22 protein-coding genes are annotated in these 24,811 nt (G+C 70.7%); 11 read left to right on the top strand and 11 right to left on the bottom strand.

The window, feature by feature from the left end; all coding sequences use genetic code 11:
- The first annotated feature begins 171 nt into the window (after positions 1 to 171).
- Both ABD932_RS12490 and ABD932_RS12485 read left to right on the top strand, forming a co-directional pair.
- Entirely contained in the window at positions 172 to 1,287 is a 1,116-nt protein-coding gene (locus ABD932_RS12490; RefSeq protein ID WP_345011775.1) for a glycoside hydrolase family 43 protein, read from the top strand.
- A gap of 1 nt (position 1,288) precedes the next feature.
- Positions 1,289 to 2,701, top strand: a complete 1,413-nt coding sequence (locus ABD932_RS12485; RefSeq protein ID WP_345011773.1) for an RICIN domain-containing protein — start codon at positions 1,289 to 1,291, stop codon at positions 2,699 to 2,701.
- A gap of 19 nt (positions 2,702 to 2,720) precedes the next feature.
- Here the strand turns inward: ABD932_RS12485 and ABD932_RS12480 are convergent, their stop codons facing one another.
- Positions 2,721 to 4,400 carry a rhamnogalacturonan lyase B N-terminal domain-containing protein gene (locus tag ABD932_RS12480; RefSeq protein WP_345011771.1) on the bottom strand — a complete coding sequence of 560 codons (1,680 nt, stop codon included), beginning with the start codon at positions 4,398 to 4,400 and terminating at the stop codon, positions 2,721 to 2,723.
- Between the two features lie 211 nt (positions 4,401 to 4,611).
- On the opposite strand from ABD932_RS12480, the gene ABD932_RS12475 reads away from it, so the two are divergent.
- Complete coding sequence (locus ABD932_RS12475; RefSeq protein WP_345011769.1) at positions 4,612 to 5,664, top strand: rhamnogalacturonan acetylesterase; 1,053 nt, start codon at positions 4,612 to 4,614, stop codon at positions 5,662 to 5,664.
- Positions 5,665 to 5,671: 7 nt separating this feature from the next.
- Here the strand turns inward: ABD932_RS12475 and ABD932_RS12470 are convergent, their stop codons facing one another.
- A complete protein-coding gene (locus tag ABD932_RS12470; RefSeq protein WP_345011767.1) occupies positions 5,672 to 7,285 on the bottom strand; it encodes an IS200/IS605 family accessory protein TnpB-related protein in 1,614 nt (537 codons plus the stop codon).
- 296 nt (positions 7,286 to 7,581) lie between these two features.
- Between ABD932_RS12470 and ABD932_RS12465 the strand changes: the two genes are divergently transcribed.
- Positions 7,582 to 9,270 carry a DUF2264 domain-containing protein gene (locus ABD932_RS12465; protein WP_345011765.1) on the top strand — a complete coding sequence of 563 codons (1,689 nt, stop codon included), beginning with the start codon at positions 7,582 to 7,584 and terminating at the stop codon, positions 9,268 to 9,270.
- Positions 9,271 to 9,338: 68 nt separating this feature from the next.
- Here ABD932_RS12465 and ABD932_RS12460 read toward each other — a convergent pair whose 3' ends face one another.
- Both ABD932_RS12460 and ABD932_RS12455 read right to left on the bottom strand, forming a co-directional pair.
- Positions 9,339 to 9,758 (bottom strand): hypothetical protein, encoded by a 420-nt coding sequence (locus tag ABD932_RS12460; RefSeq protein WP_345011763.1) that lies wholly within the window; start codon positions 9,756 to 9,758, stop codon positions 9,339 to 9,341.
- Between the two features lie 83 nt (positions 9,759 to 9,841).
- The gene (locus ABD932_RS12455; RefSeq protein ID WP_345011761.1) at positions 9,842 to 11,230 is read right to left on the bottom strand and encodes a hypothetical protein; all 1,389 of its coding nucleotides are present in this window, start codon (positions 11,228 to 11,230) and stop codon (positions 9,842 to 9,844) included.
- A gap of 266 nt (positions 11,231 to 11,496) precedes the next feature.
- On the opposite strand from ABD932_RS12455, the gene ABD932_RS12450 reads away from it, so the two are divergent.
- The 4 genes from ABD932_RS12450 to ABD932_RS12435 all read left to right on the top strand — a co-directional run bounded on the left by ABD932_RS12450 (position 11,497) and on the right by ABD932_RS12435 (position 13,819).
- Complete coding sequence (locus ABD932_RS12450) at positions 11,497 to 12,063, top strand: DUF6232 family protein (RefSeq protein ID WP_345011759.1); 567 nt, start codon at positions 11,497 to 11,499, stop codon at positions 12,061 to 12,063.
- Positions 12,064 to 12,084: 21 nt separating this feature from the next.
- Positions 12,085 to 12,429 (top strand): hypothetical protein, encoded by a 345-nt coding sequence (locus ABD932_RS12445; RefSeq protein WP_345011757.1) that lies wholly within the window; start codon positions 12,085 to 12,087, stop codon positions 12,427 to 12,429.
- Between the two features lie 88 nt (positions 12,430 to 12,517).
- Positions 12,518 to 13,300: an isocitrate lyase/PEP mutase family protein gene (locus ABD932_RS12440; protein ID WP_345011755.1), complete on the top strand. Its 783-nt coding sequence runs from the start codon at positions 12,518 to 12,520 to the stop codon at positions 13,298 to 13,300.
- Between the two features lie 99 nt (positions 13,301 to 13,399).
- Positions 13,400 to 13,819, top strand: a complete 420-nt coding sequence (locus ABD932_RS12435; protein ID WP_345012000.1) for an NUDIX hydrolase — start codon at positions 13,400 to 13,402, stop codon at positions 13,817 to 13,819.
- On the opposite strand, the gene ABD932_RS12430 is transcribed toward ABD932_RS12435, so the two are convergent.
- The 3 genes from ABD932_RS12430 to ABD932_RS12420 form a co-directional block, all read right to left on the bottom strand.
- Entirely contained in the window at positions 13,806 to 14,534 is a 729-nt protein-coding gene (locus ABD932_RS12430) for a hypothetical protein (RefSeq protein WP_345011753.1), read from the bottom strand. The two genes, ABD932_RS12435 and ABD932_RS12430, sit on opposite strands and share 14 nt — an antisense overlap.
- A 37-nt stretch (positions 14,535 to 14,571) precedes the next feature.
- A complete protein-coding gene (locus ABD932_RS12425) occupies positions 14,572 to 15,999 on the bottom strand; it encodes a prenyltransferase/squalene oxidase repeat-containing protein (protein WP_345011751.1) in 1,428 nt (475 codons plus the stop codon).
- A gap of 82 nt (positions 16,000 to 16,081) precedes the next feature.
- On the bottom strand, positions 16,082 to 16,663 hold the full coding sequence (locus ABD932_RS12420; RefSeq protein WP_345011749.1) for a TetR/AcrR family transcriptional regulator: 582 nt from the start codon (positions 16,661 to 16,663) through the stop codon (positions 16,082 to 16,084).
- 155 nt (positions 16,664 to 16,818) lie between these two features.
- Between ABD932_RS12420 and ABD932_RS12415 the strand changes: the two genes are divergently transcribed.
- Positions 16,819 to 17,733, top strand: coding sequence for an aminoglycoside phosphotransferase family protein (locus ABD932_RS12415; protein ID WP_345011747.1), 915 nt, complete (start codon positions 16,819 to 16,821; stop codon positions 17,731 to 17,733).
- Here the strand turns inward: ABD932_RS12415 and ABD932_RS12410 are convergent.
- From ABD932_RS12410 to ABD932_RS12400, 3 genes are all read right to left on the bottom strand, one after another.
- Entirely contained in the window at positions 17,730 to 18,230 is a 501-nt protein-coding gene (locus ABD932_RS12410) for a hypothetical protein (protein ID WP_345011745.1), read from the bottom strand. The genes ABD932_RS12415 and ABD932_RS12410 overlap by 4 nt on opposite strands.
- Before the next feature lie 98 nt (positions 18,231 to 18,328).
- Positions 18,329 to 19,870, bottom strand: a complete 1,542-nt coding sequence (locus tag ABD932_RS12405) for a hypothetical protein (protein ID WP_345011743.1) — start codon at positions 19,868 to 19,870, stop codon at positions 18,329 to 18,331.
- Between the two features lie 18 nt (positions 19,871 to 19,888).
- A complete protein-coding gene (locus ABD932_RS12400; protein WP_345011741.1) occupies positions 19,889 to 21,208 on the bottom strand; it encodes a jacalin-like lectin in 1,320 nt (439 codons plus the stop codon).
- Between the two features lie 260 nt (positions 21,209 to 21,468).
- On the opposite strand from ABD932_RS12400, the gene ABD932_RS12395 reads away from it, so the two are divergent.
- Together ABD932_RS12395 and ABD932_RS12390 are read left to right on the top strand one after the other, a co-directional pair.
- Complete coding sequence (locus tag ABD932_RS12395; protein ID WP_345011739.1) at positions 21,469 to 23,214, top strand: PHP domain-containing protein; 1,746 nt, start codon at positions 21,469 to 21,471, stop codon at positions 23,212 to 23,214.
- The gene (locus tag ABD932_RS12390) at positions 23,211 to 23,723 is read left to right on the top strand and encodes a hypothetical protein (protein ID WP_345011737.1); all 513 of its coding nucleotides are present in this window, start codon (positions 23,211 to 23,213) and stop codon (positions 23,721 to 23,723) included. The genes ABD932_RS12395 and ABD932_RS12390 overlap by 4 nt, the downstream gene beginning before the upstream one ends.
- On the opposite strand, the gene ABD932_RS12385 is transcribed toward ABD932_RS12390, so the two are convergent.
- Positions 23,698 to 24,687, bottom strand: a complete 990-nt coding sequence (locus ABD932_RS12385) for a glycoside hydrolase family 10 protein (protein WP_345011735.1) — start codon at positions 24,685 to 24,687, stop codon at positions 23,698 to 23,700. The genes ABD932_RS12390 and ABD932_RS12385 overlap by 26 nt on opposite strands.
- Between the last annotated feature and the right edge of the window lie 124 nt (positions 24,688 to 24,811).

Raw genomic sequence — 24,811 nt, 5'->3', positions numbered from 1 at the left:
CCGTTCCACTCTGTCTCGCCCGACCCGTTGACCTCCTGGTAACTCACCCTTACCTTTCAGCCGTTCGTAATGTCAGATCTTGTTCGTCATCCCGAACAATCTCGAACATTCCCACACCTCGGACCCTCGCACCTCGCACCCCCACACCCCACACCCCGAGAGGCAGGCCGCATGAGCCGCGATCACGATCTGCCCGAAGTCCCCGGTCGCAGACTGCTGTTGAAAGGCGCGGTAGCCGCCGGCGCCCTGACCGCCGCCTCGGCCGTCCCCGGCGTCGCCCACGCCGCTGCCCCCGCCGCGCCCAGGAAGGCGGCCGCCTACGTGAACCCCCTCGTCCAGCAGCGCGCCGACCCGCACATCCACCGGCACACCGACGGCTTCTACTACTTCACGGCCACCGCCCCCGAGTACGACCGCATCATCCTGCGCCGCTCCCGCACCCTGAACGGCCTGTCCACGGCCGACGAGTCGGTCATCTGGCGGGCGCACGCGACCGGCGACATGGGCGCGCACATCTGGGCTCCGGAGCTCCACCGCATCGGCGGCAAGTGGTACATCTACTTCGCCGCCGCGCCCGCCGAGGACGTCTGGCGAATCCGCATCTGGGTGCTGGAGAACTCCCACCCCAACCCCTTCAAGGGCACCTGGGTGGAGAAGGGCCAGGTCAAGACGGCCTGGGAGACCTTCTCCCTCGACGCCACCACCTTCACCCACCGCGGCACCCGCTACCTGTGCTGGGCGCAGCACGAGCCGGGGATGGACAACAACACCGGACTGTTCCTGTCCGAGATGGCGAACCCGTGGACGCTGGCCGGGCCTCAAGTGCGCCTGTCCACACCGGAGTACGACTGGGAGTGCATCGGCTACAAGGTCAACGAGGGCCCCTACGTCCTCAAGCGCAACGGCCGGATCTTCCTCACGTACTCGGCCTCCGCGACCGACCACCACTACTGCGTCGGCATGCTCACCGCCGACGCCGACAGCGACCTCATGGACCCGGCCGCCTGGTCCAAGTCCCCGACCCCGGTCTTCACCACCAACGACACCACCAAGCAGTACGGCCCCGGCCACAACTGCTTCACCGTCGCCGAGGACGGCCGCACCGACGTCCTCGTCTACCACGCCCGCCAGTACAAGGACATCGTCGGCGACCCCCTGAACGACCCCAACCGCCACACCCGGATCCAGAAGCTGGGCTGGAACCCGGACGGCACCCCGAACCTCGGCATACCCGTGGCGGACACGGCGGCGACCACGAACGCCGCGACCGTGAAGGAGAGTGCGTGAGATGAGACGTGCGTACGCGGTTCTGCTCGCCCTCTGTCTGGCCCTGGCCGCCGCCCTGGCCACCGCAGGCCCCGCCCAGGCGGCACCCCAGACCGTCACCACCGGCACGCAGTTCACCGACACCTCGGGCAACCCGGTGCACGCCCACGGCGGCGGTGTCCTCAAGGTCGGTTCCTACTACTACTGGTTCGGCGAGAACCGCAACGCCGACAACACCTTCCGGTACGTGGACGCCTACCGCTCCACCGACCTGAAGAACTGGGAGTTCCGGAACCACGTCCTGACCCAGTCGAGCGCCGCTGAGCTCGCCACCGCCAACATCGAGCGCCCGAAGGTCATGTACAACGCCTCCACCGGCAAGTTCGTCATGTGGATGCACAAGGAGAACGGCACCGACTACAGCGAGGCCCGCGCCGCCGTCGCCGTCTCCGACACGGTCGACGGCAACTACACCTGGCAGGGCAGCTTCCGCCCGCTCGGCCAGCACATGTCCCGGGACATCACGGTCTTCGTCGACACCGACGGCACCGGCTACATGATCTCCGCCGCCCGCGAGAACTACGACCTCCAGATCTACCGCCTGACCAGCGACTACACCGGCATCGCCGCCCTGGTCGCGGACCCCTGGCACGGCGGCCACCGGGAAGCCCCGGCGTTGTTCAAGCGCAACGGCGTGTACTTCATGCTGACGTCGGGCGCCACCGGCTGGAGCCCCAACCAGCAGCAGTACGCCACCGCCACCAACATCGCCGGCCCGTGGACCGCGATGACGAACGTCGGCGACTCCACGACCTACGGCTCGCAGACCGCGTACGTCCTCCCCGTGCAGGGCACGTCGACCACCTCGTACCTCTACCTGGGCGACCGCTGGGGCAACTCCTTCGGCGGCACCGTCAACGACTCCCGCTACGTCTGGCTGCCGCTGACCTTCCCCTCCTCGACCTCGATGTCCATGTCCTGGTCCCCGGAGGTCACCATCGACACGGCGTCCGGATCGATCAGCGGGACGAGCGCCACGTACAACACGCTCGTCGCGCGGCACAGCGGCAGGTGCGCCGACGTCACCGGCCAGTCGCAGTTCGCGGGCGCCCAGATCAAGCAGTACGACTGCAACAGCGGCACCAACCAGAAGTACTGGTTCAAGTCCGTCGGCAGCGGCTACTACCAGTTGAAGACCCGGCACAGCTCCCTGTGCGTCCAGGAGAACGCCAGCACGGTCACCCAGGAGAACTGCAACGCCTCCTCGACCAGCCAGCAGTGGTCGCTCACCACCACCGGCTCCTACGTGAACGTCGTCTCCCGCGCCACCGGCGAGTGTCTGGACGTGAACGGCGCGTCCACCGCCAACTCCGCCGCGATCATCACCTACACCTGCAACGGAGGAACCAACCAGCAGTGGACGCGCGGAACCTGAGGCTACGTCAGCCGCTGGCTCAGGCGAGCAGGTCGATCGCGTCGATCGCCGTGCCCGCGCTGAGATAGCCGGTCGACCCCGAACCGCTCACCACGTTGATCTTCAGCACGTTGTACTGACTGGTGTCCGTGCGCCAAGCACTCGCCGGGACGCTGTAGGTGAACGTGTGGTTGTTGCCCCGGTAGGACCCGTTGGTCAGGGACCGGGTGCTCGGCTGGGTGGGCGGGGAGGGGATCGCCGACGTCCAGGTGTCGTTGACGACGACCTGCGGCCGGCCGTTGGCGTAGGCCGTCGTCACGCCGATGCGCAGGGTGTGCGCGGCGGCGGCCTGGGCGGCTGTCAGCCTGAAGTACACCAGCAGACCGCTGTTGACGTCCTTCCATATGTAGCAGGGGAAGGCCGAGGTCTCGCTGCCGCTGCCGATCACCACGTTGCCGGTCCAGGCGGCGGCCCGGACGTCCGACGGGTGGGCGTACGTCATCAGGTCGGCGTTCTTGAAGCCGCTCGGCGTGCCCGTCCAGTCGTTGATCCGCCAGATCGCGCTCGCGCCCGACGGGTCGTTCGTGGACGGGATCGCGATCGAGTTGAGGGTCGTCGTGCCACCCGCGGTGACGGTCACCGAGGTGGTGTACACGGCGAGTTCGCTCTTGAAGACGGTGAGCGTGTACGTCCCCGGCAGAATCCCCGTGATGGAGAAGTAGCCGTCCGAGGAGCGGGCCGAACCCCAGTACTGCGCCGCCGAGTTGGCGAGCCCGACGGTGTACGGGTACGCCGTGTTCCGCCCGGTGATGCCGACGCCCGCGACCCGGCCCCGGCCGCTCGCCGGGACGTAGCCCGCGATGCCGAGCGAGTCCGCCCAGGAGGTGGTGAGCGTCCCCGGGAACAGCGACGAGGAGGGGGCGCCGCCGTCCGTGAGGGCGATGACGTAGGGGCCCTGGAGTCCGAAGCGCTCGTTCTCGGTCTGGTTCTGCGCGTAGTGCAGGATCTCGTACAGACCGCCGCCGTCCGCGCTCTGGTGGCGCAGCAGCGAGCGGTAGAAGGGGCCGCCGGAGGCCTTCTCGTGGTTGGAGCGGACGATCCACAGGCCGACGCCGCTCGCGCTCCAGCCGACGTAGTTGTAGTCGCTGACCCGCAGCTTCGAGTAGTGCTTGGAGCGGGTCTGGCCGTCGGACTTCGCGAACACGTCCGAGGCCTCGACGGTGGTGGGCGCGTAGGTGTAGGAGTCGGGCTCGTCGTTGAGGAACAGGCCCGCCTTGACGCGCAGGATGAAGCGGGTCGACGCGACCGACGTGTCGGCCCGGTTGGTCCACAGGTAGATGTTGTTCTCGCCGCTGCGGGCCGCGTAGTAGTGCCGCAGCGTGCCGTACGCGACCGAGACCAGGATCGTCGAGCCCGACTGGCTGATCCTCACGGTCGAGGTTCCGAGACCGGACTCGATGTGCGAGTTCTTGCCGCCGTAGCCCTGGTACTCCGTGCCGCGGTAGACCAGCGAGGTCAGGTCGCCGTTGGTCTTGCTGACCTTGAAGACGAGGTTGGCGCCGGTGTCGACGACGTAGTTCGAGCCGTCGTCGCTCCAGCCGAAGGCCGCGGCGGACGCGGAGCCGGCGAGGGGTCCGGCCACGGCTGCCGCCCCGGCGGCGGCCGCGGTGCCGAGCACGAAGGTGCGGCGTCGGACCGGTCTGTTCGCGGATCCGGACATGGGGGTGCCTCCTTCGAGAGGTGTGGGGGTGGTGCGGGTGAGAGTGAGGGTGACAGTTGAATCGATTTCGCGAAAGGGCTTTCGGTGGCAGGGGGTTGGCAATCTTGTGAAATGAGTCCGGGCCCTAGAAAGCGCTTGCACTTCGCGGTACGGTCCACCGCCAGGCCTTGTTCGTCCGTGGAGGAATCGACGCATGAGACGCATGAGACGCATGAGACGTTTCAATCTCGCCGTCCTGACGGCGGTGACAGTGAGCACCGGCCTGCCGGTCCTGTCGGCCGTACCGGCCCACGCGTACGGCGGACAGCGCCCCCTCGGCATCGACAACTGCACCGCCACCGCCTGCCACTTCGACGTCCCGCCCGGCACCTACGACGTGCGGGTCCTCCTCGGCGGCGAGACCGCGTCGAGTACGAGCGTCACCGGCGAGACCCGCCGCGCCCTGCTCCCCGAGACGGCCGCCCCGGCAGGTGAGCGCGTCGCCCGCAGCTTCACCGTGAACGTCCGCACCCCCGAGGGCGAACCCACCGGCCCCGACGGCACCCCCGGCCTGGACCTCCAGCTCGGCGGCGCGGCCCCCGCCCTGGCCGACATCTCGGTCACCCCGGCCCGGCACGCCCGCCAGATCTTCCTCGTCGGCGACTCCACGGTCTGCGACCAGCCTGGCGACCCGTACTCCGGCTGGGGCCAGCAGCTCCCGCAGTACCTCCGCAAGGGCGTGTCCGTCGCCAACTACGCGGATTCCGGGGAGAGTACGGTCACCTATCTGGGGAACCCGCGACTGTGGGCCACCGTGCAGCCGCAGATCCGCCCCGGCGATCTGGTCCTGATCCAACTTGCCCACAACGACAAGACGACCGACGAGGCGACGTACCGGGCGAACCTCGAAACGCTGGTGGCCGGCGTCCGGGAGAAGGGCGGCCGGCCGGTCCTCGTCACCCCGATCGTGCGCCGCTGGTTCAACGCCGACGGCACGCTGAACAACGACACGGCCCTGCTCGTGAACGGCCTGGGCGTGAACCACCCCGCGGTGATCCGCTCCGTCGCCGCAGCCCAGGACGTCCCCCTGATCGACCTCACGGCGAAGACGAAGGCGCTGGTGGAGTCCCTGGGCGTCGAGGCCTCCAAGGCGCTGTACCTCTACAACGAGAAACGGGACAACACCCACACCTCGGTGCACGGCGCCACGGTGTACGCGGGCCTCGTCCGCGACGAACTCGCCGCGCGGCATCTGGTGCCGCGGGGCTTGGTGCGGGTGGGATGAACCGTTCCTAGGGACTGAGCGGAAGTGAATCCTGTTGCCAGAACCCATGCTCGGCCGAACGCCCCGAACGGTGTTGGGCGTTCTGGTTGCCCGCGTTCGCTCCGCGTCCGGGCCGGACGGATCGTGTCCGCGGTCCGGGGATGCGGGGGCGGGTTTCCTCACGCTCGGGAACACGCTGATCGGCCTGGACGGTCCGATGCCCCACAGCATCACTCCGGTGCTGTGGGGGCGGTGTCGTCCGTCGCCGGATCGAGTGTCCGTGGGCGCGCCTTCCGATCGCCACGGCGGCTGCGTCGTGGCGAGTGATCTTACGAGTCGTGGTGGTGAGGGGTTTCTGCCAGTGCTGGGCACCCCACTTCGACGTGTAGGCCGGGTCGACGGCGATGACCACGATGCCCATGGCGTCGGCCATCGAGGCCAGCCGGGCGCGGAGCTTCCCGGTGGGCATGCCGGAGATCAGCTGCCTGAAGCGCTTCCTGCGACCGTGTTTCTCCCGGGTCTTCTCGGCGGTGAAGTCCAGGTCCTCGACCGCGATCGCCTTGACGCCGCACGTGTGGGCCCAGTGCAGCAGGCGGGTCAGGGCGTGGCGGATCTGGGCGTCGCGGTGCTGCGCGGTGCCGGTCAGGTCGTAGAAGAAGCGGCGCGGGCTGCCGGTGGGGTTGCCGTGGGCGTCCAGGCGCCAGGCGGAGAGGTGGTCGGCGTTCATGTCGACACCGAGCACGCCGTGGGCGAGCGCGGCCTCGATGGGGAGGGAGGGGGTGGGCGGGGTCTGCCAGGACGCGGTCAGATACCAGCGGTCCCGGCCGGTATCCAGGTGGATGCGGTACGCGATCGCCCGGTTGGCTGCGACGCGGTCGGCCCACTCGGTGCCCCGGTGCGCGAACGTGACCCGACAGGCCAAGACGTACCGTCCGTGCGAGGTGTTGGCCAGGTGCGCGAGCGGTCTGGGGAGTTTGATGCTGACCTTGCCGTCCGGGCTGATGCGGATCGTTTCGTTGCCGTACCGCTTGCTGGACTCCCCGTCCGCCTGGCAGAACCAGCGCTCGGCCTCCCAGCCCCGGCGCCACTCCGACTCCGTGAGCCCGGCCTCGGCCAGGTGGTGCCGGGTGCGGGCCAGTTGCTTGCCGCCGCGCACGACGTGTGTGAGTCCGGCCTCGCGGTCGGCCTGTGCGGTGGCCAGCCGGTCCTGAAGCACCCGCAGTCGCCGGGACTTCGCATGCCACTCCCGCCGCGACCGGTAACCGCCCGGCGCCTGCTTGGTTCCCTTCTGCCCGACCGGCTGGGACAGCCGGTGCTCGATGGTGCGGATGCCCGCTTCAAGGTTCTGGATCTGGGTCAGCTGGCAGCGGCGGGCCAGCGCCCACTGGTCGTGCGACGCCTTGGTGATCGCCCCGGCCCAGCGCGACGACGAGAGCGGCGTCAGCTCCCGCTTGCGTCCCGCCCACGTCTCAGTGGAGTGCTCCAGGCCATCCCGGCAGCGCGCCCTGAGATCCTTCGAGGCCAGCGACCCCAGATGGGCGCCGACCAGACGCAGTACCTTCTCATCGTCCGGTGCCAGGTGCTTGAGGCGGGTACGGATGGCCACACCACTCGGACCGGACGCGACGAACGACGCCGCCATACTCCTCAGCCCACCCACACCGTCACCCCGCCCCCACCCGAAGAACCCGTCACCGCACCCAACGAGCAGTTCCCGCTGAAGGTCACACATTCGATGTGGGTACGTCAGTTCCCCACTGAAAGCCGACACCACGGCCGAGGCGCGCGATACGACACCGACCACCGGCACTCACTCCCGCTCGCCAGGAGACCCTTGAAGGCACTCCAGCGGCAGCAGCTCCAAACTCCTGGGGCGTCCCGACCGGAACCGGGGCGCCTCAGGCCTGACCTTCACAGAGCAGAGCAGGAAGAGAACCCATGCAGTTGCCTCCCGCCGACCGCACCCTGAGCCCGCACACCGGCAACACCCGCGCCCACTGGGAGACGGCGGCCGACGCCCTGCTCGCGGCGGTGGAGCCGTACGCGACGGAGGACCGCGCCCTCTACCACTTCCCGGGCGACCACCAGAGCTGGTCGGGCCGCCTCTCCGACGGCCTGGAGGGCTACGCCCGTACGCTCCTCCTGGCCGCCTTCCGCCGGGACGAGACGGCGTTGGAGCGGTACGCGGACGGCCTGGCGGCCGGCGTCACCGGCGTCTGGCCCCGCATCGAGGACCGCGGCCAGCCCCTGGTCGAGGCGGCGTCGATCGCGCTCGCGCTGCGACTGACCCGGCCCCTGCTGTGGGACCGGCTGGACGACGGGGTACGGCAGCGCGCGGCGGCCTGGCTCGGCGACGCGCTGACCGCCGAGGCCTGGCCCTGCAACTGGGAGCTGTTCCCGGTGACGGTGGGCGGCTTCCTCCAGGAGATCGGGTACGAGGCGGAGGAGTCCCGCAAGGCGATCGACCGGGGCCTGGAGCGCATCGAGGACTGGTACGTCGGCGGCGGCTGGTACACGGACGGCGACGGCCGGAAGTACGACTACTACAACGGCTGGGCGATGCACCTCTACCCGGTGCTGCACGCCTGGCTGGCACAGGACGAACGCCTCCTCGACCTGTACGGCGGCCGACTCTCCCGCCACCTGGAGGACTACGCCCGCCTGTTCGGCGGCGACGGCGCCCCCATGCATCAGGGCCGCTCCCTGACCTACCGTTTCGCGACGACGGCCCCCTTGTGGCTGGGCGCCCTGACGGGCCGTACGCCGCTCACGCCGGGGGAGACGAGGCGGCTGGCCTCCGGCGCCCTGAAGTACTTCCTGGAGCGGGGCGCGGTGGACGCGAACGGCCTGCTCACCCTCGGCTGGCACGGCCCCGACGAGACGGTCCTGCAAGGCTATTCGGGCCCGGCGTCCCCGTACTGGGCCAGCAAGGGCTTCCTCGGCCTGCTCCTCCCGGCGGAGCACGAGGTCTGGACGGCGGTGGAGGAGTCGGGACCGGCCGAGCGGGCCGACGCCCTCACGCCGATCACCGCCCCCAACTGGCTTTTGCAGTCCACGAGTTCGGACGGCCTGGTGCGCCTCCACAACCACGGCAGCGAGGACGTCCGCTACGACCCGTACTACACACGCCTCGCCTACTCGACGCTGACGCGGCCTTCACCGTCGTACGACAACAGCGTGATCGTCGGCCACGACCCGAGCCGTACGGACATCGTGCCGCTGGGCGTGGGGGAGGGCTGGGTGGCGTCCCGGCATTCGGCGGGCGGGGGAGCCCGGGTGACCAGCCTCGTGCTGGCACAGGGGGCCGTGGAGGTGCGGGCCCATCTGGTGGCCGGGGTGGAGGCGGGGACGCCGGTGCGGGTCACAGGCTGGGCCTGCCGGGACGGCGTGCGTGCGGAGATCCGACCGGTCGCCGGTCTGGGCAACGACCTCTCCGGCGCCACCGGCGAGGGAGACACGCTGTTTGTCGCCCTCGCCCGGCTCACCGCCGAACGGGACCCCGCACCGCTGGACGAACTGGTGACCGTACGCGTGGACGACGAAGGCACGATCCACGTCCGCTGGAGCGACGGGCGGGAGATCCGGGCACGCCTGGCGGACGGCGACGACGTCAGCGTGCGAGCCTGAGCAGCCGCGGGAGTCCGCTGCCGATCCGGCGCTGCCCGTCGAGGTCGTGCGCCGGATGGTCGAGCGGATCAGCGTTCCCGCGACGGAAGGCGGGTGATCGCGGTGAAGGTCGCCAGGGCCGCCAGGGTCCAGGCCACGTAGACGCCGTACTCGCCCCACAGCGAGTCGGAGGCGGCGGGTACGACGGCGTAGGCGAGCCGGTCGACGACCCAGCCGACCGCCAGCGCCGCCGCGAAGGCCGGCCAGCGATGCCGTACGCCCTTGATGACGTCGTCGAGCATGGCGTACACCGTCCCCAACCACATGACGAAGGTGCCCTCCCACTCCAGGCCGAGGGCGGCCCCACCGGCTCCCAGAGCCAGCAGGGCAAGCCAGACGCGGAGCAGGGGCACCGGCTGTGCCGGGTGACGTGGCGTCCCCCGGGGCAGCCAGAAGAACCGCCGCACGCTCTGCGCGCCGTCGTGCAGCCGCCTGCCTTTGCCGGACATCGCACCGACCTCCCCCGTCCGCGCGTATTTCGCACCTGTGAGACGCGTCGGACGGGGTCGGTGGTTGTACGTCCGGTCCGGCCTCAGGGCTTCAGGCGGGCGATCTTCAGGGTCGTCGTGCTCGGGGACGCGCCGCTGAGCGGGCTCGCGTACGACGGGGTGACGGGCACGGACGCCCAGGTCAGGGTGCCGTCCTTCTGGACCGCGATGTCGCCGGTGATCCGCGTGCTGACGACCTTCGTGGCGCTCTGGAACTTGCCGTTCCAGTCGATGAGCCGGAAGTTCGTGCCCGTGAAGGTGCCGGTGCAGGTGCCGTCCTTGCACTTGGCGTTCTTCAGCGACTCCCAGGACAGGAGCAGCCGGTCCTTGCCGTACGGGGCCAGGCGGACGTTGACGTGCTCGACGCCGTTGTTGTTCGAGAGGTGAATCGCCTTGCCGGGGCCGGAGTTGCGGTTCTTCAGGAAGGCGACGGCCACCTGGTGGGTGCTGGTCTTCGGGGTGACCGTCCAGCCGCGGCCGCTGGAGTCCTCGGGGTTCTTCTTCGCGGACGCGGCACCGCGGGAGGCGAAGGCGGTGGCGTAACGGCCGGTGGAGGACTTCACGAGATCGCCGGTACGGCTGGGATACGTGCCCCCGCAGTAGCCCGCCCAGCACTGCTCGCGCTGCACGACCGGAGCGTTGTCGGGCGCGCCGATCCCCGTCGACACGAACAGGCCCGAGCGCCAGTCGTCGAAGCAGAGGGAGGTGAAGGCGCCGGTCTTCTCGGCGTGCAGGGCGATGCCCTCGTTGTGGCTGCAGCCCCAGCCCCAACCGCCGCTGAGCTTGGCGCCCTTGGCGCCGACGTACGACAGCTTGTCGCCGAAGTGCCCGTCGGCGAAGCCGCCCGCGCCGTGCACGACGAAGTAGGCGCCGTACTTGGTGCCGTTCCAGGTGAGCCGGCCGTCGAGGGTCGGGGACGTGTCGTTCGAGGCGGTGCCGGTGAGCTTGGTGCGGAAGGTCTGCTTGCCGTTGGTGTAGCGGACGATCGCGGCAGCCGTCTCCTTCCACTTGTTCGTGTCGGCCACCCGGGTCAGCAGCGCGAAGCCGTCGTTGTGCGCCACGAGGCCGCCGACCTCCTTCGTGCCCTTGACGACGGTGTCCGCGCCCGAGCGCTTGCCGGCGGAGGTCAGCGGCGTGACATGGATGCCGTCCGAGGCGGGCCACGCCACCCGGAGGGTGCCGTTCGGGGCCGCGGCCGTCGCCGTGCGCGTCCACTCACGGGTGTTGTTGTAACCGGCGGACAAGTAGGGGAACTTGGCCGGCAGGGTCACCGTGGTGGTCGTCGGGGTGAGGTTCGGCGCGGTGGACGTGGCCGCGCCCGCGGAGGCGTACCAGGCCCCGACCAGGGCGGCGGTGGCGGCGAGGCCGGCGATGACGGGCTTGCGAGCGACACGGGCCCGGCGGTGACCGGTGGTGGGTCTTGCGGATGTCATGCTCCCCGGTCGCCGCCGACGGCCCGGAGGTTGCCCCGTTTTCCAGGTGGTGACCGGCATCACATCAAGAACTCTTTCGTCCCTGATGCCCCTCCCCTACCGACCTTTTCCAAAAGGCTTGTTGGCCCAATATCAAGGGAGCACACTGCTGCCCATCGAATTCCGGGCAGCGGCTGGTCGGGCGTGACAGTCGCTGTTCAGTGAACGGGGGAACATCATGCTGCCCAACAACCACGCCGTCGCGCGCATGGGAATGTGAGTGCGACATGGCGAAGGAGCGGGTCGGCCACATAGTCATCAGCAAGAGAGTCGTCCAGATCGGACACGAGGTCTATCCGCTGGCCAATATCTCCCGGGTGCAGACGCTGCAGGTCTATTGGGGCGGCAAGTACGCCACGCTCTATCCGCTGCGGCAGATCGCCGCCATCGTGCTCGTCGTCGGGGCTGTCGTCGGTGCGGCCGTGCTGGTTCCGCCACGGCTCCCGCCGAGCGTCGATTCGGATATCGGGCAAATGGCGCGTCAGTTCGCCGCAGTCCTTTCCGCTGTGGCGGGAGTGGTGGTGGCCTACTGGCTCGTCATACTCCTCTACCGGATTTTCTTCAGGCGACGCCGCTACGCCCTCGTCATCGAGACGGCGGGCACGCAATACACCGCGTTGTCCGGCACGGATTACCCGGAGATCCACCGGATCCGAAACGTCATCGTCGGAGCCATCGAGAACCCACCCGCCCAGGCGACCTCCGTACAAGTGCACGGGGACGTCGTGATGGGCGACAAGGTCGGCCGGGACCAGCACAAGCAGACCGGAAGCGGAAATCGTATGTACACCTGACACGGCCGGGAGGTTGCTGCAATGTCGGATTTCGTATACGGGGACAAGGTCGGCGGGAACCAGTACAAGCAGGTCGGCGACCACAACCAGCAGACGGTGACGCACTCGAACGGGCCGACCCGTGCCGAGCTGGACGCCGCCGTCGCCGAACTGCGCTCTTTCGTGGCCGAGTTGGCGCGCGACGGCATGGTCGCCTCGGACGGCACTGTGACCGACCCGGGCGCGGTCGTGGCCGCCGTCAACTCCCAGCCGGGTCGCTTCCAGGCGCTCACCAGGGCCCTCGCCGGCGGCGCCAGGGACGCCGTTCTGTCCGCGGTGCAGGGCGGAGTCGCCGCCCTGGTCACGGCCCTGGTCCGGCCGATGTGACCGATGTGCTGATCCGGCCGTTCGGGCCGATGTGACCGAGTCGCGCACTTCGGCGAGCACCGAAGAGACCCGGCTCTAGCGTGCCGGTATGACCGACAACCCCTTCACCTCCCTGCATCGCACAGGCCGACCCCTCCTCCTCCCCACCGCCTGGGACCACGCCTCCGCGACCGCCCTCGCCGCCCAGGGCTTCCCGGCGATCGGCACGACGAGCCTCGGCGTCGCCGCGGCCGCCGGTCTGCCCGACGGGACGTCGGCCACCCGTGACGAGACGCTCCGCCTGGCCCTCACCCTCGGCTCGGAGCCGTACCTGCTCTCCGTCGACGCCGAGGACGGGTACAGCGAGGATCCCGCCGAAGTGAGGGAGTTCGCCCGGGAGCTCGCGGCTGTCGGCGCCGTCGGCATCAATCTCGAGGACCGGATGGGTTCCGCCGCCCTGCACGCCGCGAAGATCGCGGCCGTCAAGTCGGCCGTACCGGACCTCTTCGTCAACGCCCGCACCGACACCTACTGGCTGGGCGACGGCGACCGTGCGCAGACCACGGCCCGGCTCGACGCCTACCGACGGGCCGGGGCCGACGGAGTGTTCGTCCCCGGACTGACCGACCCCGGGGACATCGCCGCCCTGGTCAAGAGCCTCGACGTGCCCCTCAACGTCCTCTACTCGCCGGCCGGCCCCACCGTCCCCCACCTCGCCGACCTCGGCGTGCGCCGCGTCAGCCTCGGATCGCTGCCGTACCGGCGGGCACTCGGCGCGGCCCTGGAAGCGGTCGCGGAGATCCGGGCGGGCCGCACACCGCGCGGCGCCACACCGTCGTACCAGGAGGTCGACGCGCTCAGCCGCCGGGGGACCGCCGACGGCGCGACCTGACTCACAGCGGCGGATCGCGCGTTCCTGTTACCGTTGACACTTTCCCGGGTATCAGACCCTTTGGACTCATCACCGGCGAGGGACCGAGGAACCATGACCATGGACATCCCCGGCGACAGGCGCCTGGCGGCCGCCGTCGTGATGGACGACGAGCAGCGGGTGCTTCTGGTCCGCCGCAGTGAGAAGGAGCGGTTCCTGCCGCGGGTGTGGGGCGTTCCCTGCGGGAAGCTGGAGCCCGATGAGAGTCCCGAGGACGGCGCGCTGCGGGAGTTGAAGGAAGAGACCGGGCTGCTCGGCGAGGTCGTCCGCAAGGTCGGCGAGTCCTCCTTCCTCAGTGACTACCGAGGGCACGAGATCAAGAACTGGCAGGAGAACTTCCTGGTCCGGCCCTTGTCCACGGCGATCACCCTGCCCGAGCCCGACCAGGACTCCGTCTGGCTGGCCCCGGCCGAGCTGACCACGGTCGACATCGACGACTACAACCTCGACATCGTCCGGCAGGCCTTCACCCAGCCCTGAGCCGCTCCGCCAGTTCACGCAACGCGTCGAGATAGTCCGGCACCTCCAGCGGGACCTTCGCCACCGCACCCGGATGCGGTCCCGCCGCCGTGAACACATCGGTGTGCGGCCGCCGTTCGGCGCCGGTCTCCAGGAAGAGCGTGACCGTCGGCGCGTCCGTGTCGCACCAGGCCCGGTGCAGGGTGTGCGCGGGCAGCGCGTACGAACTTCCCGCCGCGTACTGCCCCACATGCGTCAGCCGCAGCCGCGCCCCACCGGCCGGCCTCAGCACCCAGTCCGCGGACCGCTCCGCCAGCGACTCCTCGTAGCGGGCCGCCGCGATACCGCCGGCCTCGTCGCCGACCTCGTACAACTCCATCGCCAGCCGGCCCTGGACGACGTAGGACGCCAGCGGTGAACGGTGGTTGTGGATGTCCTCCTCGCCGATCGCGCCCGTGCCCGGATGCCACACGTGCGCGCGCAGCATGTGGCGCGGGCCGCCGTCGATCAGCAGCAGCTTGTCGAAGCCGAGGACATGACGGTACGACAGCCGCGCGCAGCCCTCCGGATCGCCCTCACCGGACGCGAGTTCGGCGACCAGTTCCCGCAGCCGGTCGGGGGAGCCGAGTTCGGTGACGACCGAGCGTGCGGCGGCCGCCAGCTCGTGCTCGGGCAGTTCAGCGTCCAGCACCCCGGCCAGCCGCCGTCGCGCCGCCAGGACCTGCCGACCGCCCATGCACTCATCCTCCAACAGCCGCTCTTCACCCGTGAGTTCAGCCACCCGGCTGATACATCCATACGGCATGCGCGCGCAGCGCCGACAGCCCCTGGTAGGTCATCCACATGGGCCGCCGCAGCTCGATGCCGGCGCCCGGCCCCCAGTACCAGATGCCGTCCGACTGCCCCGCCCACACCGCGGCGAGGGCTCCGTCCAGCCGTACCCGCCACTCGTCCTCCAGCCCGTCGGTGCGGGCGATCTCCAGGGCGCCTGGGGAGAGCAGGGCGCGGACCAGCCAGGAGGCGGTGAAGTGCCGTACGTTCAGCACCTCGTGGCGGGAGGGGTCGTCGGTGCGGGGCCGGCGTACCTCCTCGTGCAGGTTCTCCAGGTCCGGGCAGGTGTCGTGCGGTGCGTCCGGGCAGGACAGCAGCCAGCGGACGCCGTCCTCGCGGGCGGTCCGGGCGCGCGCGGCGCGGGCGTCGCCGTCCTCGCCCAGGACCCGGGCGGCCCGGTCGAGGGCGACGACGGCCTGCGCGGTGTGCAGCGGGGACGGTCTGCCGTACGGCGGCTGCAGCCGGTAGCCCCAGCAGCGCAGGTGCTCGCGGCGCGGGTCGCTGATCGAGCCGTCCGCGAGGGCCTCGCGCAGCAGGGGCAGGGCGTCGGAGCGGGGCGCGGCGCGCAGCAGACCGCGCAGCACCGTCGTCACCACATGGGTCGACTCCATTCCGGCGCGGTCGAGTTGGCGCGTGAAGCCGCCCGTGCAGCGGTCCACCTCCGCGGCCAGCCGCTCGGCGGACGTGCCCGCCCGGGCCAGCGCGCCCAGCACCAGAGCGGTGACCTCCGGACGCGCCTCGGAACCTTGCGACCGCGCCGACCAGCCACCGTCCGGGAGCCGCAGCCGCCACAGCGTGTCCACGAGGTCGCCGGTGCTCAGCCGTCCGTCCGGCACACCCAGGTCGAGCATGATGTGCAGGCCGTACGCGGTGCCGACGGGGGTGGGTCGGGAGGGCGAGTCCTCACCGAGGGAGTGCGGCCAGCCGGTGAGCCGCCCGTGCTCGGGGTCGTCGACCACGGACACCTGGTCGACGAGGGTTTCGTAGGCGGAGGCGAAGACCTTCGGGAGCGGGCCCGGTGCCCCCGGTGCCATCGCGGCGGTCCCCACGGCGGTGGCCCGCGCGGGATCGGCCGCTGCTGACGTCCTGGCCCGCAGCAGCGCCGCCGCCAGCCACGCCGCGACGGAGGTGCCGAGTCCGCTGATCCCGGCGATCACATACCGGGCGGCCGAACCCTCGATGGAGCCGGGCAGCACACTGAACAGGAACTGGAACACGCCGTACCCGGCGGCCAGACAGCCGAGGCCGCCGAGCCATCCCACGAAACGCGCCGGGGGCGAGTCGTCCGCGGGTTCCTCGTCGGGAGCGGGAGGGGTGGGACCGGGCTGACGGGACCTCAAGGGGCCGCGTCCGAGCTGCTGTTGGGACAAGACACGCTCCCTCCCCCGTGGCGGCGGCGTGTGACCTCCGCGAAGCCTCCAGTCTAAGTGGTCAGGGTGACAACTGGGGCGGTCACCGGTCGTGCCCGTACCGCGGCCAGTTCACAAGTGCCACGTGCAGGGCGTCGACCGCGCGGTCCCAGGACTCCCGTACGTCCCGTGGCGCGCCGAAGGCGCCGGTGGACTCCAGGGCGCAGTAGCCGTGGAAGGTGCTGCGCAGCAGGCGGACGGCGTCGGTCAGGTCGGGTTCCTCCAGGTCGTAGGCGCGGAGCATGCCGTAGGTGATCTCGGCGGTGCGGCGCATCGCGGGGGAGTCGGCGACCAGGGCCTGGTCGACCCGGATCTGGGTCGCCGCGTAGCGGCCCGGGTGTCGCAGGGCGTACTCCCGGTACGCGTCCGCGAAGGCGGCGAGCGCGTCCTTGCCGGCGCGTCCGGCGACGGCGGCGGCGATCCGGTCGATCATCTCGCCACCGGCCAGCAGGGCGACCCGTGTCCGCAGGTCCTGCAGATTCCTGACGTGCGAGTACAGGCTCGCGTCCTTCACCCCGAAGTGCCGGGCCAGCGCGGACAGGCTGACGTTCTCGAACCCCACCTCGTCGGCGAGCTCGGCGGCGGCCGTGGTGAGACGGTCGGCGGTGAGTCCTGCGCGGGCCATGGGGTTGGCTGACCTCCGGATACGAACGTGGCCTAAGAGCTCTAGGGATCATCCTAGGTAGGTCAGCAGCCCGCGCGGAACGTCTCAATTGGCCGGACTGGTCGACTGGTCGAACAGCCGGTAGTCGGTCGGTCGGCCGACTACCGTAGCCCCGCATGACCCACACCGAGATCGAGATCACCGCGGAGCTGGTCCGTGGCCTGCTGCACGACCAGCACCCCGACCTCGCCGAACGCCCCGTCCAACTCGGCGCGCGGGGCTGGGACAACCAGTTGTGGCGGCTCGGCGACGACCTCGCCGTCCGGATGCCCTGGGCGACGCAGAGCGCCGACGAGCTATTGCGCAAGGAACACGCATGGCTGCCCGGCCTCGCCCCGAACCTGCCGTTGCCGGTCCCGGTCCCGCAGCGCCTCGGCGAGCCCTCCGAGCTGTTTCCGCGGCCCTGGATCGTCACCACCTGGGTACCGGGCTCGCCCGCCGACCGCGACCCCGTCACGCGCGGCGCCGAGGCGGCCGACACCCTGGCCGCCTTCCTGACGGCTCTGCACCGGCCCGCCCCGGACGGAGCGCCCGCAGGCCGCGACCGCGGCGGGGCCCTGGCCGACCGCACCGAGGGGTTCGCCAGGCAGCTCGCCTCGGCCGTCGAGATGGGGCTGGTCCCCGACCCGGATGCCGTCCGCGCGGTCTGGGAGGACGCCGTCGCCGCGCCCCGCTGGTCGGGCCCGCCCGTATGGCTCCACGCCGACCTGCACCCTGCCAACGTCCTCACCGCGGAGGGCACCATCTGCGGGGTGATCGACTTCGGCGACCTGTGCGCGGGTGATCCCGCCTGCGATCTCGCCGCCGCCTGGATCCTGCTGCCGGACGGCGCCGAGGACCGCTTCCACGCCGCCTACCGGCCGACCCCCGACGCCGCGACGCTGCGCCGCGCCCGCGGCTGGGCGGTGGGGCGCGCTCTCAGCGGCCTGCTCATCGGAGAGGCGGGTGTCCGGGGCCGCCCCGGAGGCAAGCCCAGCTGGGGCCCGCCGGCCCGGGAGTCGCTGCGGCGCCTCACCGGAGCGTCCCGCTAGGAGGTCGGCTGCACGTAGGTGATGCGGGTCAGCTTCACCTCGGCCGCCGGCTGCTGCCGCCCGTCCGTCAACCGCCAGCCGAACTCACTCGCGCGCTCTGCCACATAGCCCGCGCCCACGGCACGGTACCCGCGCAGGGGGATCTCCGTATGCGGGTACTTCCAGTTGTCCGACCACCGGGCAAGCTTCGCCTCGACGCGTGCCTGGTAGAAGGCGACGTCTCCTTCGTGGCGGAGTTCGGGCAGCGACACGAACCAGCGGGGCCACCACGGGAGGATCCTGCCGTACACCAGGTCGGCCAGCTTCATGTATCCCGACTCGACGCCAGGTATCCAGCTGATCAATTCGAGCACGTAGCCGAAGGCCAGGTACACGAGCGTGAACGCGGTGCACAGCACCCAGTGCACCGGCGCGTACACCGTGGTGAGCAGGAACTGGCACGTCAGCTGAGCTGTGCCACGAACGGGCAGGGGATCCCAGGACGAGTCGCGATGCATGAGCTTCTCTCGGGCGTGGGGGGAGGACAGGGGGACACGGGCCTTGTGGATCACGGCGGCCGGTCACATTGTGCAATGCGCCGCGGACCGGACCGCACTCAGCAGTGCCTGCCCTCCGCCTGCACCAGCGCCACGTCCTCCGCCCGTACGCGCAGGGCGTGGCGGGTGGTGTCCTCGCCGCGGGAGGGGGCCGGGTCCCAGAGCCATACGGTGTCGCCGCTCGCCTGGAAGGAGAGCACCGGATGCCCGGTCGGGACGGGGCCGTTGATGACAGGTGTCCTGTCGCCCACGGGCTCCACGCAGACGAGTTCGGGCCGGATGCCGAAGTAGGCCGGGGGACGCCGGCCCTCGGCGGCCGCGTTCATCGCCCGGTCGGCGGCCTTGTCCAGGTCGTCCAACGAGATCTGCACGACCGTCAGGACCGCGACGATCCCCGCCAGCACCAGCATCAGCCGGAAGAACCCGCTGACGGGCGCCTGCACATTGAAGTGCCGCGCCCAGCCGGCCAGCGCCACGAGCACCAGGACGAACGCCACGGCCACGGCCAGCGGCCGGAACGCCACGGCGTACTGCCAGTAGAAGCCCACGTGCACGGCACCGGCCGGAATCCCGAACAGCTCCTCCAGGTACACGGCGTGCAGGAACGCCCCGACCCACGGCATGACGAACGGCAGCGGCGCGGCCAGCACGGGCAGGAACCACTGCACGTTGCGGCTGAACCAGGAGGCGCTCAGCGCGTACCACAGCCCGAACAGCGTCAGCCCGATGCCCAGGACCATGCCCAGCCCGGTCAGCAACCCGGACAGGTCCGTGTCCGCGGAGCGCCCCCACATCCAGCCGACGAACGTCATGGCGCCCGTCAGGATCACGCCGCAGCCCAGCCGGACGAGCTTCGGAGGCGGCGCGTTCGAGGTCATCCACGCGCCCACCGGCCAGCAGATGGCGGTGGGGATCAGCGCTGCGGCCAGCCGCCACGGGGAGGTGAGGGCGCCGAGGACGACGCCGCTCGCGACGCAGACCAGGACGGTCGCGCAGACCACCGCGATCAACCCCGCATCGCGATGCGGTGCGGCCGACCCGGTCCCGGTCCGGGGCCCCATCGCCCGGCGTATGTCGTGCGTGTCGGGGTCGAACGGCGGCCCGCCGATGTTGCGTGTCGCCAACTCCGCGAGCGCCCGGTCCCGTTGCTCGTCGGAGTGCTCCCCGCGCAGATGCAGGGTGTGCCGTACGTCCAGCCCGCCGATGGCGATCCAGTGCTCGGCCAGCCGCCGCAGGACCGGGCCCGCGTCCTGCGGCGCCTTGCGGTGCACGTGGTAAGTGGTCTGCCACTCGGTCGGCTTGGGCGGGATGAGCTTGCTCTCGCGCACCCACAGGTCGAGCTTGCGCCGCCCGGCGAGCGACGTGAGCCGTTCGACGGCCGTCGGCCGCGCGGTCCAGCGGGAGCCGTGCACGGGGATCTCGACGACGAGCGCGGCGTACCCGTCTTCGGTGGTCACCGAGTCACCGCTGCGTGCGGGCCGTACACCCCACCCCTGGGCGGCGAACACTCCGGTGGCCAGTTCCAGTTCGTCCTGGTCGTCACGGACCTCGACGACCAGGCGCACCCTGCGGTTGTACGGTCCCTGTGGCTCCGGTGTCACCGGGGAAGTCTCGCACCGTCAGCCGATCGGCGCGTACAGCACCCCCAGCTTGTCGATCTCGTCGCCCGACCGCCCCGTGAAGCCGACGATCTGCCAACCGGACGGCGCCGTGAAGGTCTTCGTGTTCGACGTCGCCGTGCCGGAGGACAGCGTTCGGCCCTTGTCTGTCGTGAACGACGCCGAGAAGATCCGCGTGCGGCCGTCCTTCTGGCCCTGTGTCAGTTTTACGGCGGTGAGGTGCTCGCCGGAGGCCAGGGTCAGGGAAGCGGCCGTGCCGCCCGTGCCGCCGTGGGTGAGGGCGGTGCCGCCGTCGTGGGTCAGCGAGACCGCGTCCAGGCGGGAGCCGCCGCGCAGGGTCAGGGTGCGGGGGGCGGGTGTGGCCGGCAGGTCGTCGGCGTCGTTGAAGGCGGTGCCGTGCGGGCCGCCGAAGAAGTCGCTCGCCCGCAGGGACGAGTCGAGGGTGTAGGAGAAGTCGACCGTGTGCGGGAAGTGGTCGGAGAGGTGCTTGCCGTCCTCGCGGAGGAACTTGGCCCAGTCGTTGTTGTACCGGGTGGCGTTGAGGGAGACCAGGTCGCTGCCGCGGTACAGGACCTTGTCCACGACCTCGCAGTCGTTGGTCGGGGCCGCCGCGTCGCAGAGCAGCGCGTCGCTGCCCGCCGCCGGGGGCGTACCGCCCTTGACCAGCTGTACCCAGGCGTCCGTCAGGCCGTTCTCGGCGACCAGCGTGCGGATGTTGTCGCCGGTGCGCGTGTAGCGGGTGTTGGTGTCGCCCATGACGATCACCGCGTTGCCGGCCGAGTTGGCCTGGATGAAGTCCGACAGCTGCTCGACGTTGGCGCGGCGGGCGGCGAGCGCGGCGTCGTCGGAGTCGGCGTTGGTGTGGACGTTGTACAGGTCCACGAACACGCCCTCGGCGAGGCGCACCCGGGCGAGCGTGAAGCCCTTCGGGGTCAGGCAGTTGGTGCCGGTGCAGTTGTTCCACTTCACCCGCTCGAAGTCCTCGAAGGAGCGGTCCGAGAGGGTGTTGAGGCCGTCGCCGATGCCCGCTCCGCCGCTGGTCGCCGTGCGGTACGGGTGGGTGTCGTTGGCGTACAGCGACGCGTGGTAGTTGAAGTCCTCCTGGACGTTCACGATGTCGTACGGGGCCAGGCGCTGCCCGATGAGCGGCGTGTTCGTCTCGGGGTCGCTGTCGCCGAGCCCGAGGGGGAGGCCGGCGACGTTGTACGTCAGGACGTCGAAGGTGCCGGAGGTGGCGGCCGTCGCGGGCGTGGCCGCGGTGGTGGTGAGGCCGGTGAGGGCCAGTGCGGCTGCCGCGAGGGTGCCTGTCAGTCTTCTCATGGTGGGGGTGTCTCCGGTGGGGTGGGGAACGGCAAGAAGGTGAGCGCTGCTCAGGTTCGGTGTCAACCAGGGTGACGTACAAGGGCGGTTGGGGAAACAGTGAGGGACGCGGCGTTCCGCCGTGTCCGGGGCGCCGGGCGGTCACCCGCCGCTCGTTCAACGTTCATGTTTCGCCTTGATCCTCCACAGGTGGCGCAGAAGCGCCGGGGGAGGCGGCTGCGGACGGCAGTCGAAGAAGGCAGCGGCATGGGGAGGCGTTCATGGGGCACGGGCACGCGCACGGTCATCACCACCACGGACACGGGCACGGACACGGACACCACGATTCGCACGACGGGGCAGCGTCGTCCGACGCCCTGCCCGCCGCCTTCGACACCTCCGTCCCCGACGAGGCCCTGACCCCCGAACAGCAGTCGCGCCGCGGGCTGCTGCGCCGGGCGGGTCTGCTGGGCGCCGGGCTGGCCGCCGGCAGCGTCGTCACCCCGACCGCGGCCGCCGCCGCCCCGTCCGACGCGTTGCCCGCGTCCCCCGCATCGGGCGGCCGCAGGACGAACGGCTTCCTGTGGCTGGCCGGTGACCACCACATCCACACCCAGTACAGCAGCGACGGCAAGTACCGCGTCGTCGACCAGGTCCGCCAGGGTGCCAGGCACGGCATGGACTGGCTGGTCATCACCGACCACGGCAGCACGACCCACGCCAGGATCGGCGTCGAGAAGGTCAACCCGGACATCCGGGCCGCCCGGGACGCCTACGAGGACACGCTCGTCTTCCAGGGCCTGGAGTGGAACATCCCGGCCGCCGAGCACGGCACCGTCTTCGTGCATCCCGGCAAGAACGAGGTTTCCGTCCTCAAGCAGTTCGAGACCGACTACGACGGCAGCGTCAAGGGCGCCGGTGACTCGACGCCCGCGAACGAGGCGCTCGCCGTCGCGGGGCTGAACTTCCTCGCCGAGCAGGTGCGGCGGCGCAAGGTCAAGGACGCGCTGATGCTCGCCAACCACCCGGCGCGGCGCGGTGTCGACTCCCCGCACGAGATCCGCGGCTGGCGCGACGCGAGCCCGACGCGGCAGATCGCCGTCGGCTTCGAGGGCGCCCCGGGCCACCAGGCGGCCGGCCTGCCCGCGCCCCTCGGCATGGCCCGCGCCCGTGGCATCTACGACAACAACCCCAGCGCCAACTCCTTCGCCGGCTACCCGCTGGAGAGCTACCGCACCTGGGGCGGCTTCGACTGGATGACCGCCACCGTCGGCGGCCTGTGGGACAGCCTCCTCGCCGAGGGCAAGCCGTGGTGGATCACCGCCAACTCCGACTCCCACCAGGTCTACGCCGACACGGCCGTGCGCGGCACCGGCGGCGACTTCAACACCGACGGCCGCCACCCCGACCCGGTCTACGGCGGCCAGATCGACATCACCCAGGGCGACTACTGGCCCGGCCAGTACAGCCGTACGCACGTCGGTGCCGACGGCTTCTCCTACGCCGCCGTCATGGACGGCATTCGCGCGGGCCGCGTCTGGGTGGACCACGGCCGGCTCATCAGCGGCCTCGACGTCCGCGTGACCGGTGGCCGCCGGTGGGCCACGCTGGGCGGCGCCCTGCACGTCCGCAAGGGCACGAACGTCACGCTGACGGTGGACGTGGAGATGGCCGGAGGGCCCAACTGGGCCGGTTTCATACCGAAGTTGGCGCGCGTGGACGTCATCCAGGGTGATGTGACCGGCCCGGTCGCCGACAAGGACACGTTCACCGCGCCGACGGCGAAGGTGGTCAAGTCGTACGAGGTGAACAAATCGACCGGCACGGTCCGCCTCACGTACGACCTCGGCAAGGTCGACCACCCCGTCTACGTACGTCTGCGCGGCACGGACGGCAACCGGAGCGCCCCCGGCCCGATGGGCGCCGCCGTCGACCCGGCAGGCCCGGCCATCGACGTCGTCGGCGACGCCGACCCGTGGCGCGACCTGTGGTTCTACTCCAACCCGGTGTGGGTCCTGCCCTCGTGACGCCGCACGTCCTGACGGTGGACACGGAGGCCCGGGACCTCCGTACGGCCGACCACCTGCTCCACACCCTGACGGCCGAACTCGCCCTCCCCGAGGGCACGTTCGGCTGCACCCACCTGGTGCGCGGAGAGCGCCCGCGCGTGGCCCTCTCCCTCACCCTCCCGTCCGAGCCGCTCCTGCGTACCGCCCAGGAGCGGCTCACCGCCCAGGGCCACGAGGTGTCCCCAGGCTCGCCGGACACGGTGGGCCGGGCGGTGATCTACCCGGGCGTCTCGTCACTGACCGGCACCCTGACGATCGCCGACGTGCTCACCCACTCGGCGATCGACCGCGTCACGGTCCTGGGCACCCCCGTCCGACCGGACCCGGACACCCGACTGACGACCGGCAATCACGTACGCCCGCAATGGCAGACGGGCGAACTCGTCCTGACCGCCATGCCCGCCGTCGGCGGCACACTCGTACCGTTCGAGGTGCCGGATCCTACGCCGTGTTGTGGGGATCACTGAGGCCCCGCTCAGGCCGCCGGATTGAGCCCGTTCGACAACCCGGTGTAGGCACCCACGAGTACTTGTCGGTCAGGCCCCAGACGGTGACGCCCGCGCACCGGGGCACGCCCAGGCAGTTCTCGCTCGCCGTCTTGTAGTCGGTGGACTGCTGGGCGAGTTCGGCGGAGGAGGCGGGCAGGGGGATGCGGACGTCGAGTTCGGTGACCGAGACCTCCAGGCCGAGGTCGGAGAAGCGCTTGAGGTTCGCCTTCATGGAGGACGGCAGCCGGCCGACGACGAAGTGAGACTGGAAGCCGATGCCGTGCAACGGGACGCCCTGGGCGAGGAGTTGCTTGGCCAGGTTGTACAGGGCATCGCTCTTGGCGTTGTCCGCCTCGATGTTGTAGTCGTTGATGTAGAGCTTCGCGCTCGGGTCCGCCGCATGGGCCCAGCGCAGGGCGTTCGCGATGTGGCCGGTGCCGAGTCTGTCCTGCCACAGCGAGCTGCGCATCGAGCCGTCCTCGTTGAACGCCTCGTTGACGACGTCCCAGGCGTAAATCTTCCCCTTGTAGCGGCCGACGGTCGTGTCGATGTGCTTCTTCAGCAGCGTGTTCAGCTCGGACGCCGAGAAATTGCCGTTCTTCAGCCAGGACGGCAACTGCGCGTACCAGACGAGCGTGTGCCCGCGCACCCCCTGGTTGTGCGCGGCGGCATGGCTGACCAGCCGGTCGGCGGCCGCCCAGTTGTAGCTGTTCCGGCTCGGCTCCAGCGCGTCCCACTTCATCGCGTTCTCCGCCGTCACCGAGTTGAACTCCCGGTCCAGGACCGCGGTGTACGCCGACTCGCTCTGCGACGGCCCGTCGGCGACCGCCGCGCCGATCCGCACGCCGCGCCCGTCGGCGTACCCGCGCAGGGTCGTCGCGGCCGAGGCGTCCGGGGTGAACTGGGGGACCGCGACGGCAGCGGTGGCGATGAGGGCGCCCACGGCGGCGAGGGGGAGGGGGCGGCGGAAGAGGTGCCGGCGGCGGTCGGGTGCGAGGGGTGGGGGACACGGCCACTCCTGGGAGGTGGGGATGCGGGGTGCGTTCTCCTTCGGTTGCCGCCAACGC

The organism is Streptomyces shaanxiensis (assembly GCF_039537145.1).
In the GTDB taxonomy this organism is placed as follows: domain Bacteria; phylum Actinomycetota; class Actinomycetes; order Streptomycetales; family Streptomycetaceae; genus Streptomyces; species Streptomyces shaanxiensis.
This window is presented reverse-complemented; position numbering and strand designations above follow the sequence as displayed.

What these genes read in the sequence shown, in the direction of transcription:
- ABD932_RS12395 (WP_345011739.1), top strand. Translation starts at nt 21,469, where the DNA reads ATGGGGCACGGGCACGCGCACGGTCATCACCACCACGGACACGGGCAC.
- ABD932_RS12485 (WP_345011773.1), top strand. Translation starts at nt 1,289, where the DNA reads ATGAGACGTGCGTACGCGGTTCTGCTCGCCCTCTGTCTGGCCCTGGCC.
- ABD932_RS12460 (WP_345011763.1), bottom strand. Translation starts at nt 9,758, where the DNA reads ATGTCCGGCAAAGGCAGGCGGCTGCACGACGGCGCGCAGAGCGTGCGG.
- ABD932_RS12445 (WP_345011757.1), top strand. Translation starts at nt 12,085, where the DNA reads ATGTCGGATTTCGTATACGGGGACAAGGTCGGCGGGAACCAGTACAAG.
- ABD932_RS12440 (WP_345011755.1), top strand. Translation starts at nt 12,518, where the DNA reads ATGACCGACAACCCCTTCACCTCCCTGCATCGCACAGGCCGACCCCTC.
- ABD932_RS12490 (WP_345011775.1), top strand. Translation starts at nt 172, where the DNA reads ATGAGCCGCGATCACGATCTGCCCGAAGTCCCCGGTCGCAGACTGCTG.
- ABD932_RS12450 (WP_345011759.1), top strand. Translation starts at nt 11,497, where the DNA reads ATGGCGAAGGAGCGGGTCGGCCACATAGTCATCAGCAAGAGAGTCGTC.
- ABD932_RS12420 (WP_345011749.1), bottom strand. Translation starts at nt 16,663, where the DNA reads ATGGCCCGCGCAGGACTCACCGCCGACCGTCTCACCACGGCCGCCGCC.
- ABD932_RS12410 (WP_345011745.1), bottom strand. Translation starts at nt 18,230, where the DNA reads ATGCATCGCGACTCGTCCTGGGATCCCCTGCCCGTTCGTGGCACAGCT.
- ABD932_RS12480 (WP_345011771.1), bottom strand. Translation starts at nt 4,400, where the DNA reads ATGTCCGGATCCGCGAACAGACCGGTCCGACGCCGCACCTTCGTGCTC.
- ABD932_RS12430 (WP_345011753.1), bottom strand. Translation starts at nt 14,534, where the DNA reads ATGGGCGGTCGGCAGGTCCTGGCGGCGCGACGGCGGCTGGCCGGGGTG.
- ABD932_RS12400 (WP_345011741.1), bottom strand. Translation starts at nt 21,208, where the DNA reads ATGAGAAGACTGACAGGCACCCTCGCGGCAGCCGCACTGGCCCTCACC.
- ABD932_RS12415 (WP_345011747.1), top strand. Translation starts at nt 16,819, where the DNA reads ATGACCCACACCGAGATCGAGATCACCGCGGAGCTGGTCCGTGGCCTG.
- ABD932_RS12470 (WP_345011767.1), bottom strand. Translation starts at nt 7,285, where the DNA reads ATGGCGGCGTCGTTCGTCGCGTCCGGTCCGAGTGGTGTGGCCATCCGT.
- ABD932_RS12455 (WP_345011761.1), bottom strand. Translation starts at nt 11,230, where the DNA reads ATGACATCCGCAAGACCCACCACCGGTCACCGCCGGGCCCGTGTCGCT.
- ABD932_RS12475 (WP_345011769.1), top strand. Translation starts at nt 4,612, where the DNA reads ATGAGACGTTTCAATCTCGCCGTCCTGACGGCGGTGACAGTGAGCACC.
- ABD932_RS12435 (WP_345012000.1), top strand. Translation starts at nt 13,400, where the DNA reads ATGGACATCCCCGGCGACAGGCGCCTGGCGGCCGCCGTCGTGATGGAC.
- ABD932_RS12465 (WP_345011765.1), top strand. Translation starts at nt 7,582, where the DNA reads ATGCAGTTGCCTCCCGCCGACCGCACCCTGAGCCCGCACACCGGCAAC.